At 36.3% G+C, this 9,798-nt stretch carries 13 protein-coding genes and 1 pseudogene; 13 read left to right on the forward strand and 1 reads right to left on the reverse strand.

The annotated features are described in order from the left end of the window. The first annotated feature begins 24 nt into the window (after window positions 1-24). From atpB to Q0Q96_RS12285, 8 genes and pseudogenes are all read left to right on the forward strand, one after another. A complete protein-coding gene (atpB, locus tag Q0Q96_RS09925; RefSeq protein ID WP_293874395.1) occupies window positions 25-1,149 on the forward strand; it encodes a F0F1 ATP synthase subunit A in 1,125 nt (374 codons plus the stop codon). Window positions 1,150-1,250: 101 nt separating this feature from the next. Then, window positions 1,251-1,448 (forward strand): ATP synthase F0 subunit C, encoded by a 198-nt coding sequence (gene atpE / locus Q0Q96_RS09930; RefSeq protein ID WP_264520066.1) that lies wholly within the window; start codon window positions 1,251-1,253, stop codon window positions 1,446-1,448. A 102-nt stretch (window positions 1,449-1,550) separates the two neighbouring features. After that, window positions 1,551-2,051, forward strand: a complete 501-nt coding sequence (locus tag Q0Q96_RS09935) for a F0F1 ATP synthase subunit B (protein WP_293874399.1) — start codon at window positions 1,551-1,553, stop codon at window positions 2,049-2,051. Then, entirely contained in the window at window positions 2,051-2,584 is a 534-nt protein-coding gene (atpH, locus tag Q0Q96_RS09940) for an ATP synthase F1 subunit delta (RefSeq protein WP_293874426.1), read from the forward strand. The genes Q0Q96_RS09935 and atpH overlap by 1 nt, the downstream gene beginning before the upstream one ends. Window positions 2,585-2,607: 23 nt before the next feature. Continuing rightward, window positions 2,608-4,182: a F0F1 ATP synthase subunit alpha gene (atpA, locus tag Q0Q96_RS09945; protein ID WP_293874401.1), complete on the forward strand. Its 1,575-nt coding sequence runs from the start codon at window positions 2,608-2,610 to the stop codon at window positions 4,180-4,182. A 101-nt stretch (window positions 4,183-4,283) separates the two neighbouring features. Further along, window positions 4,284-5,144: an ATP synthase F1 subunit gamma gene (gene atpG, locus Q0Q96_RS09950; protein WP_293874404.1), complete on the forward strand. Its 861-nt coding sequence runs from the start codon at window positions 4,284-4,286 to the stop codon at window positions 5,142-5,144. Window positions 5,145-5,273: 129 nt separating this feature from the next. Then, entirely contained in the window at window positions 5,274-5,408 is a 135-nt protein-coding gene (locus Q0Q96_RS12280) for a hypothetical protein (RefSeq protein WP_366069200.1), read from the forward strand. A 15-nt stretch (window positions 5,409-5,423) separates the two neighbouring features. Further along, a pseudogene (locus Q0Q96_RS12285) lies at window positions 5,424-5,693 on the forward strand (Uma2 family endonuclease); the annotation flags it as partial. A 118-nt stretch (window positions 5,694-5,811) separates the two neighbouring features. Here Q0Q96_RS12285 and Q0Q96_RS09960 read toward each other — a convergent pair. Continuing rightward, window positions 5,812-5,988: a hypothetical protein gene (locus Q0Q96_RS09960; RefSeq protein ID WP_293874407.1), complete on the reverse strand. Its 177-nt coding sequence runs from the start codon at window positions 5,986-5,988 to the stop codon at window positions 5,812-5,814. Between the two features lie 10 nt (window positions 5,989-5,998). On the opposite strand from Q0Q96_RS09960, the gene Q0Q96_RS09965 reads away from it, so the two are divergent. The 5 genes from Q0Q96_RS09965 to Q0Q96_RS09985 form a co-directional block, all read left to right on the forward strand. Beyond that, window positions 5,999-6,163 (forward strand): T9SS type A sorting domain-containing protein, encoded by a 165-nt coding sequence (locus tag Q0Q96_RS09965; RefSeq protein ID WP_293874410.1) that lies wholly within the window; start codon window positions 5,999-6,001, stop codon window positions 6,161-6,163. A gap of 70 nt (window positions 6,164-6,233) precedes the next feature. Next, on the forward strand, window positions 6,234-7,697 hold the full coding sequence (locus tag Q0Q96_RS09970; RefSeq protein WP_293874413.1) for a polysaccharide biosynthesis C-terminal domain-containing protein: 1,464 nt from the start codon (window positions 6,234-6,236) through the stop codon (window positions 7,695-7,697). Window positions 7,698-7,739: 42 nt separating this feature from the next. Then, window positions 7,740-8,174: a dUTP diphosphatase gene (gene dut / locus Q0Q96_RS09975; RefSeq protein WP_293874416.1), complete on the forward strand. Its 435-nt coding sequence runs from the start codon at window positions 7,740-7,742 to the stop codon at window positions 8,172-8,174. 88 nt (window positions 8,175-8,262) lie between these two features. Continuing rightward, window positions 8,263-9,273, forward strand: a complete 1,011-nt coding sequence (locus tag Q0Q96_RS09980; RefSeq protein ID WP_293874418.1) for a sugar phosphate nucleotidyltransferase — start codon at window positions 8,263-8,265, stop codon at window positions 9,271-9,273. Between the two features lie 30 nt (window positions 9,274-9,303). After that, window positions 9,304-9,798: tetratricopeptide repeat protein (locus tag Q0Q96_RS09985; RefSeq protein WP_293874420.1), on the forward strand; the 495-nt coding region annotated here is incomplete at its 3' end.

Here is a 9,798-nt window from a genome sequence, read left to right on the forward strand (position 1 = left end):
ATAAAATTTAGATAAATCATAGTTATGATGTTTTCGAAAAAATCATTCCTCTTTAGCATAGTCGCGTTTATGGTTTTTTTACCTGCGGTTGTATTGGCAAATACTGCTGAAACAGCTACAGTAAAAGCTGAAAATAAAGACCCAAAAGCTGAAATCAAAGCTCAAATAGAAGAAGTAAAAAACCATCACGTTTTAGACGCGCACAGTTTTACTTTTTTTGGCGATGCAGCAACCGGAAAAGAATATGGCTTCGCACTGCCAATTATACTGTGGGACAAAGGTCTTCATGTATTTTCCTCTTCAAAATTTGATGATGGAAAAATCGCAGAGGCTGATGGGAATTTCTATGTTTTACACCACGAAAAAATCTACAAAACAGCTGCTTCGGGATACCTTTCTATGAAAGAAGGGGCTGGTTCTTCTGGTGAAGAACATCATCCGATTAATTTTGCACCTTTAGACTTTTCAATCACTAAAGGAGTCTTTACAATGCTGGTTATTGCGCTTTTAATGTTCTTATTATTTAGAAGTTTAGGAAATTCCTATTCTAAAAATGGCGGTGTAGCTGTTGGAGCTGGAAGATTTTTTGAACCTATTGTATTGTTCATCCGTGACGAAATTGCAATTCCTAATATTGGAGAAAGACACTATAAAAAATACATGAGTCATTTATTGACTGTATTTTTCTTCATTTGGTTTTTGAATGTGGTTGGTATGACGCCATTCGGAATCAATGTTACGGGTAATATTTCTGTAACTTTTGGATTGGCAATCATCACCTTTATCATTACAACCTTTACCGCCAAGAAAGATTATTGGATGCACATTTTCTGGATGCCAGGAGTGCCAGTTCCAATGAAATTTATTTTGGCACCCATTGAACTTATTGGAGCTATCATCAAGCCGTTTTCCTTAATGATTCGTTTGTACGCCAATATGTTTGCTGGTCACCTCGTTTTGATGAGTTTGATAGGAATGATGTTTGTTTTCAAAAGCTGGATAGGAAGCCCTCTGACATTCGGATTATCCTTTATCATTTCCCTTATTGAAATATTGGTAACGCTTTTACAGGCTTATATCTTTACTATGTTGACCGCTTTATACTTTGGATCGGCTGTTGAAGAACACCACCACGAGGAAGCACATTAATTGTCGAAAGTCGAAAGTTGTAATGTCAAAATGACTTGGGGCTTTAGGCTATAAAACTTTAAGACTCAAAAAATGAATGTTAAATTAAATATATATATATTATGGAAGGAAATCTTCACCTTATTGGAGCAGGATTAGTAGTTATCGGAGTAGGAATTGGTATTGGTAGAATCGGTGGTTCTGCATTAGATGCAATTGCTCGTCAACCAGAAGCTACTGCAAAAATTCAAACAGTGATGCTTATTGCAGCGGCACTTATTGAAGGAATTGGATTTGCAGCGTTATTCGCAGTATCTTAATCCAAAAAAACAATAAACTAAAAGCTGCAACGGTTGGTTGTAGCTTTGGTTTATCTTAAAAAAGAATTAAAATTTTTACCTATATAATTACCAAATTAAATTATGGAAAAGTTAATAAATGATTTCTCGTTCGGATTGTTCTTTTGGCAAACCTTAATTTTCTTGTTATTGATTTTCTTGTTGAAAAAATTTGCTTGGAAACCAATTTTGGATGCCGTTAACGAAAGAGAAGAAGGAATAAAAAACGCCTTGCTTTCGGCTGAAAATGCAAGAAGAGATATGCAAAACCTAAAATCGGATAATGAAAAATTATTAGCCGATGCCAGAGTAGAAAGAGATGCTATGCTCAAAGAAGCAAGAGAGATTAAAGACAAAATTGTTGCCGAAGCGAAAGATGAAGCGCAAGTTCAGGCAGGAAAAATGATTGAACAAGCAAAAGCAGCCATCAATAGCGAAAAAAATGCTGCGATGGCCGAATTGAAAACTCAAGTTTCAAGCTTGTCTATCGAAATTGCAGAAAAAGTATTAAGAAATGAACTGTCTGACAAAGCCGCTCAAACAAAATTGGTTGTTCAACTGTTGGATGATGTTAAATCAAATTAATCGGTATGTCAAGAGCTGCTATTAGATATGCGAAAGCAATTTTAGAGACTGCGGTTTCAAGCGGAAAAGCCAATCAGGTGAATGATGATATGAAATCAATCATTGCTGCGGTTAATTCGAGTGCTGACTTGAATGATTTTTTGGCGAGCCCAATCATTACTTCTGATTTGAAAATGAAAGCGTTGTCCGAAGTTTTTGCTTCAGTTCAAGGAGAAACCAAATCACTTTTCAGATTGCTACAAGAAAACAAAAGATTTGAAATTTTACTGGCTATCGCGATACAATTCAACACTCAATTTGATGAGATGAACGGTGTTGAGGTTGCAAAAGTAACTACTGCTTTTCCGCTTACGGCTGATTTAGAAGCTCAAATATTGGCAAAAGCAGCAACCATTTCAATTAAAAAATTAACTATTCAAAACACAGTAGATGCATCAATAATTGGTGGATTTATTTTAAGAATAGGCGACAAACAATATAATGCTTCTGTTTCAAACAGATTGCAAGAATTAAAAAGAGAGTTTAGTAACTAGATTACCATTAAAGATATATCAAAATGGCAGAAATTAATCCAGCTGAAATTACAGCAATATTAAAGAAACAATTATCTGGTTTCGAATCAGGTGCAACATTAGAAGAAGTAGGAACTGTTCTTCAGGTAGGTGACGGTATTGCTCGTGTATACGGGTTATCGAATGCACAATACGGTGAGTTAGTACAATTCGACAACGGATTGGAAGCTATCGTTTTAAACCTTGAAGAAGATAATGTGGGAGTGGTACTTTTAGGACCAACTACCGGAATTAGAGAAGGTTCTACAGTAAAAAGAACTCAACGTATCGCTTCGCTTAAAGTGGGCGAAAAAATCGTAGGTCGTGTGGTAAACACACTTGGGGAACCCATAGACGGTAAAGGACCAATCGGTGGCGAACTTTACGAAATGCCATTGGAACGAAAAGCTCCTGGAGTTATCTTTCGTCAACCAGTGACAGAGCCGTTACAAACGGGAATCAAATCTATCGATGCGATGATTCCAGTGGGTAGAGGACAAAGAGAACTTGTTATTGGTGACCGTCAAACTGGGAAAACAACAGTTTGTATTGATACTATTTTGAACCAAAAAGAATTTTACGATGCAGGTCAACCTGTGTTTTGTATCTATGTTGCTATTGGACAAAAAGCTTCGACTGTAGCGTTAATTGCGAAAACATTAGAAGAAAAAGGCGCCATGGCTTACACGACAATAGTTGCGGCTAACGCTTCTGATCCTGCGCCAATGCAAGTTTATGCGCCAATGGCGGGAGCTGCAATTGGTGAATATTTTAGAGATTCTGGTCGTCCTGCTTTGATTATTTATGATGATTTGTCAAAACAAGCGGTGGCGTATCGTGAGGTGTCTTTGTTGTTAAGAAGACCGCCGGGTCGTGAGGCTTATCCTGGAGACGTATTTTATTTGCACTCTCGTTTGTTAGAAAGAGCTTGTAAAGTAATTGCGGATGATGGCATTGCTAAAGACATGAACGATTTGCCGGATACGTTGAAAGGTATCGTAAAAGGCGGCGGCTCGTTAACGGCTTTACCAATTATTGAAACACAAGCCGGTGACGTTTCTGCCTATATTCCAACTAACGTAATTTCGATTACGGATGGACAGATTTTCTTGGATGGCGATTTGTTTAACTCAGGAGTTCGTCCTGCGATTAACGTAGGTATATCGGTGTCACGTGTGGGAGGTAATGCCCAAATTAAATCGATGAAAAAAGTTGCTGGTACCTTGAAATTAGACCAGGCACAATTTCGTGAATTGGAAGCATTTGCAAAATTTGGTTCTGATTTAGATGCGGTTACATTGAACGTAATCGAAAAAGGAAGAAGAAACGTTGAAATCTTGAAACAAGCGGTTAACGATCCCTATACTGTAGAAGATCAAGTGGCGATAATTTATGCAGGTTCTAAAAACTTGTTGAAGAGCGTTCCTGTAAATAAAGTTAAGGAATTTGAAAGAGATTATCTTGCTTATTTGAATGATAAGCATAGCGATGTTTTGAAAGCATTGAAAGCAGGTAAACTGGATGATACCATTACCGATATTTTGGAAAAAGCAGCTAAAGAGATTTCAGCGAAATATTAATTAAAGTCGAATGTCTTAAAGTCCAAAGTCCAAAGTCAATCAAGCGTTGACATCTTAACGGACTTTACGACTTTATGACTTGCGACTTTAGACTAAAAAAAATGGCAAACTTAAAGGAAATACGTAATAGGATTAGTTCTGTTTCGTCTACGATGCAAATTACATCGGCGATGAAAATGGTTTCTGCGGCAAAGCTAAAAAAAGCGCAAGATGCTATTACAGCGATGCGCCCTTATGCCGAAAAGCTGACTCAACTGTTGCAGAATGTAAGCGCTGCTTTGGATAGTGATGCTGGTGGCGAATTTACCGCGCAACGAGAAGTGAATAAGGTTTTGATTGTTGCCATTACTTCCAACAGAGGTTTGTGTGGCGCCTTTAATACCAACGTTGTGAAACAAGTAAAAGTTTTGGCAGATACCTATGCCGGAAAGCAGGTTGACGTTTTTGCTATTGGCAAAAAAGGAGGCGATGTATTGAGAAAAACGGTCACGGTGCTTGGACATCACAATGCGATTTATGATAATTTGACGTTTGACAATGTTGCCGGTATTGCAGATGATTTGTCCGAAAAATTTGTTTCGGGGGAGTATGATAAAATTGAAATTGTTTACAATCAGTTTAAAAATGCTGCGACCCAAATCGTTCAAACAGAACAATTTTTGCCGTTAGCAACAATTGCTTCAGAGGTGCCGGCTTCAACAGGGGATTATATCTTTGAACCATCAAAGGAGGAAATTGTATTGACTTTGATTCCAAAATCATTGAAGACACAATTGTATAAAGCTATCAGAGATTCGTTTGCCTCTGAACATGGTGCGCGAATGACTGCCATGCACAAGGCTACAGATAATGCTACTGATTTGAGAAACCAGTTGAAGCTAACGTATAACAAAGCACGACAAGCCTCTATTACGAATGAGATTCTAGAGATTGTGGGCGGCGCAGAAGCATTGAAAGGGTAATAAATTCTAGTTTTATAATTTATAAAAGCTAATTTTGTTGTAAAACGGAGTTAGCTTTTTTATTTTACGAAAATTATTTCAGCAATAGTCGCATTCAATTCTTTAAACTTGTTTTAAAAATTATTTAAGATGGCAGTAGTAACAAAATTATCTGATTTAGATTTAACCAAAACGTATACTTATGACGACTATTTATTGTGGCAATTTCAAGAACGTTTGGAACTCATAAAAGGAAAAATTTTTGAAATCAATCCTGCTCCTTAAAGAAAGCATCAAGAAGTTTCGGGTATTTTATATCGGTATTTATACAGATATTTAGAACATCATCCTTGTGGACTATACTTTCCGCCTTTTGATGTTCGCCTTATAAATTTTAAAAAAAGCAGCGAGGACAAAAAAGTATTATCTGTGGTGCAACCCGATTTATGCGTTGTTTGTTATAGAGAAAAACTGGATGACCGAGGATGTATTGGTGCACCCGATTTAGTAATTGAAATATTATCTCCTAGGAATTCTAAAAAAGAAATGGGGATAAAATTTGATTTATAGGAAGAAAACGGGATAAAAGAATATAAGATAGTAGAACCTGCAGAAAAGGCAATATTTGTGTACACATTAAAAGACGTAACCTATAGCGGTTTGAAACCTTGTATTGAAGGACAAAAAATCACGAGGACCCTTTTTCCTGAACTAGATTTTGTTGAAAAAATATTTCAATAATACGATTTCCCACCTCCATTACTGGATTTGCCGTTTCCATCAATGGATTTGCCATTTCCATCAATGAATTTGCCATTTCCATCAATGAATTTGCCGTTTCCATCAATGGATTTGCCGTTTCCACAAAACAGGATGTGACGATGCGTTCGGTGAGTATCTATAATATGCTAGGGCAATTGGTGCAAGTACATACAAATCCGACGGGAAGTATTGATGTTTCGGGATTGCAAAGTGGGAGTTATTTCATGAGGATTGCCAGTGATAAGGGAAGTGCTAGTGGGAAGTTTATAAAAGAGTGAACATTTGTTCGCTCTTTTTTTTTGGAATGCATTTAATAGTTATTTTTGTTGGGTACCAAAAAAACTTTCCTTGAGCCTTTATAAAAATCTTTTTAAACAAACACTTATTTACGGACTGGCAACAGTTTTCCCTAGGATAATTAGTTTTATTCTCAATCCGTTGTTTGTTTATTATTTGCCCGATAAAAGCAAAATGGGCGAGGTTTCAATCATTTTTGCGTATTTGGTTTTCTTTAATGTTGTACTTTCTTATGGCATGGAAACGGCTTTTTTTAGGTTTTATAATACCGAAGTAAACAAGAAAAATGTTATTTCAACAGCTACCGTTTCGTTGTTTTGGTCTTCTATAGGTTTTTTGTTTTTAGCTTTATTGTTTCGGCACACACTGGCACACTGGTCTGGTATCAGTGTAGAATACATCACTTATACTATATGGATTTTAACTTTGGACGCCTTGGCAATCATTCCGTTTTCAAAGCTTCGTGCCGAGCGGAAGCCAATGAAATATGCTGCCATAAAGATGACGAACGTTTCGATAAATCTATTGCTGAATGTTTTCTTTTTGGCGTTGTTACCAAAATTGGTTGCCAATAATCCTAACGGATTTTTAAGTACGATTTATATTCAGAGCTTTCAGATTGGGTATATTTTTGTTTCCAATTTGGTGGCTAGTTTAGTCACGTTGCTGGTTTTAATTCCTAATTATACGAGTATTTCATGGAAATTTGATGCTGTACTTTGGAAAAAGATGATGCACTACGGACTGCCTATTTTGTTTGCCGGAATTGCTTTTGCCATCAACGAGCATTTTGACAAAATCCTATTGGACTGGATGCATGTTCCGTTGTCAGAAATTGGGGCTTATGCTGCCTGTTATAAAATAGGGATGTTTATGGTGCTGTTTAGAACTGCTTATACATTGGGGATTGAGCCCTTTTTCTTTAGTCATGCCAGCAATGAAAATGCGCCACAAACGTATGCCACTATCACCAAATATTTTGTGATTTTTGGTTCGTTTATTTGCTTGTTTGTGATTGCGTTTATCGATTTGTTGAAAGTTCCTTTGGTACCAAAAGCGGTCTATTGGAACGCTATTAAAGTGGTGCCGCTCATTGTTTTGGCCAATTTCTTTCTCGGAATTTATACCAATCTTTCGGTGTGGTACAAACTGATTGATAAAACTAAAATTGGAGCGTACATTTCGTTGGTTGGTGCCGCAATAACCTTGCTTTTGAACTGGCTTTTAATCCCTTCGATGAGCTATTATGGTTCGGCAATTGCGACTATTGCCGCTTACGGAAGTATGATGATTATATCTTATAAATTGGGGCAAAAACACTATCCAATTCCATACGATTTTAATAAAATTTTCAGTTATTTGGGCATGACAATATTGTTTTCGGTAGTATCTTTTTACGTTCCGTATCTACGAGAAAATTACTTTGTAAAAATAATATTGTTGACCGTATTTTTATATTTCATTTATTTTAATGAAAAAGAAACATTGGTACGCATTATAAAAAAGAAAAAATAAACAAGAGGATTCAATCGCAAGGGTCTTCGTAATGATAACAAAATGGTCATAAAAATAATCAACACCTCTGGACACGAATTGCCCAACTATGAAACAATTGCCTCCGCAGGAATGGATTTGAGGGCAAATTTGGTTGAACCAATAGAACTAAAACCATTAGAAAGAGCCATCGTTAAAACGGGTTTGTTTATGGAGTTACCCATAGGTTACGAAGCCCAAGTTCGTCCTCGTAGCGGATTGGCGGCCAAAAAAGGCATCACGGTTTTAAACGCACCTGGCACAGTTGATGCTGATTATAGAGGGGAAATTGGTGTGATATTAGTAAATTTATCGAATGAAAATTTTACCGTAGAAAATGGTGAAAGAATAGCCCAATTAATCATAGCCAAACACGAAAGAGCAGAATGGATTTTAGTTGAAACTCTCTCTGAAACATCAAGAGGCGAAGGCGGATTTGGTAGTACAGGAGTGAAATAGTTGGCAGTATTCAGTGACAGTAAACAGTTAAATAATAGTAAAAGAGTTTAGTTTTAATACTTAATACTCAAATCTTAATACAATAAACATGAAAATAATAGTTCCAATGGCGGGTCGCGGGTCAAGACTTCGCCCACATACCTTAACAATACCCAAACCATTAATCCCAATTGCTGGCAAACCAATTGTTCACCGCTTGGTAGAAGATATTGCAGGCATTTTGAATCAAAAAATAGAGGAAGTAGCTTTTATCATTCATGAAAGTTTTGGCAAAAAAGTAGAAGAAGATTTGATTGCCATTGCTGAAAAATTAGGGGCAAAAGGTACCATTTATTATCAAAACGAAGCCCTTGGAACGGGTCATGCAATTATGTGCGCCAAAGATTCTTTGAGTGGCTCGGCAGTAATTGCGTATGCTGATACATTAATTCGTGCCGATTTTGATATAGATACCACAGCAGACAGTGTCATTTGGGTAAAACAAGTAGATCATCCGGAAGCTTTTGGGGTAATAAATTTGAACGAAAACAATGAAATTGTTGAGTTAGTAGAAAAACCCAAAGAATATGTTTCTGATTTAGCGGTAATAGGAATATACTATTTTAAGGATATTTCCGTTTTAAGAGAGGAACTTCAGTCTGTTTTGGATAATAATATCATTCACGGTGGCGAATACCAAATTAATGACGGCATAAAGCAAATGATGACAAAAGGGATGAAATTTGTTCCGGGAAAAGTAGATGAATGGATGGATTGTGGGAATAAAGAGGTAACTGTGGAGACCAATTCCAGAATGTTAGGTTTTTTGCATAATGATGGAGAACATTTGGTAGATTATGATGTGAAATTTGAAAACTCGAATATCATTCCGCCTTGTTATATTGGAAAAAATGTAATTTTAATTAATGCAACGGTAGGTCCAAATGTTTCATTAGGCGATGGTTGTCATGTTGAAAATTCCGAAATCAAAAACAGTTTGATTCAGAATCATTCACACATAAAAAATGCTCATTTAGACAATGCTATGATAGGAAATCATGCTAGCTTTGATGGCGATTTTACCAGCATCAGTATTGGCGATTATTCGGTTTTAGAATAAATCATTTACTGAATTAAATTCATCATAAAAATGAAAAGACTTGTATTATATGCTTTGTTATATGGAATGTTTTGCGTTCCCAATAGCAGTGTGGCGCAAAAAGAAACCGATAATGAAGTTGTTACTTTAGACGATGGATTTCAGGATTATTTTTATGAGGCCATTAAGCAAAAGTGCATGGAAAACTATGACAAAGCTATTGAAGCTTTAGAAAAAGGGAAAGCCATTGAACCTGAAAACCCCATAGTTTATTTTGAATTAGGTAAAAATTATTTAGCTCAAAAAAAGTATAAAGACGCGTACGACAGTTTTGAAAAAGTCACCAAAATAGATTCCGAAAATCGCTGGGCATGGGTCGGAATGTACGATGTATGTTATGAAACCCATGACTACAATCAGGCGATTATTGTGGTTGAAAAATTAGTGACATTTAAAGAAGATTACAAAGAAGATTTAATGTCGTTGTACATGAATACCCAACAATTTGGAAAAGCATTGGATCTTATTAATGAGTTAAATGAAAAA

Origin of the sequence: Flavobacterium sp. (assembly GCF_025352015.1) — a bacterium.
Taxonomy (GTDB): domain Bacteria; phylum Bacteroidota; class Bacteroidia; order Flavobacteriales; family Flavobacteriaceae; genus Flavobacterium.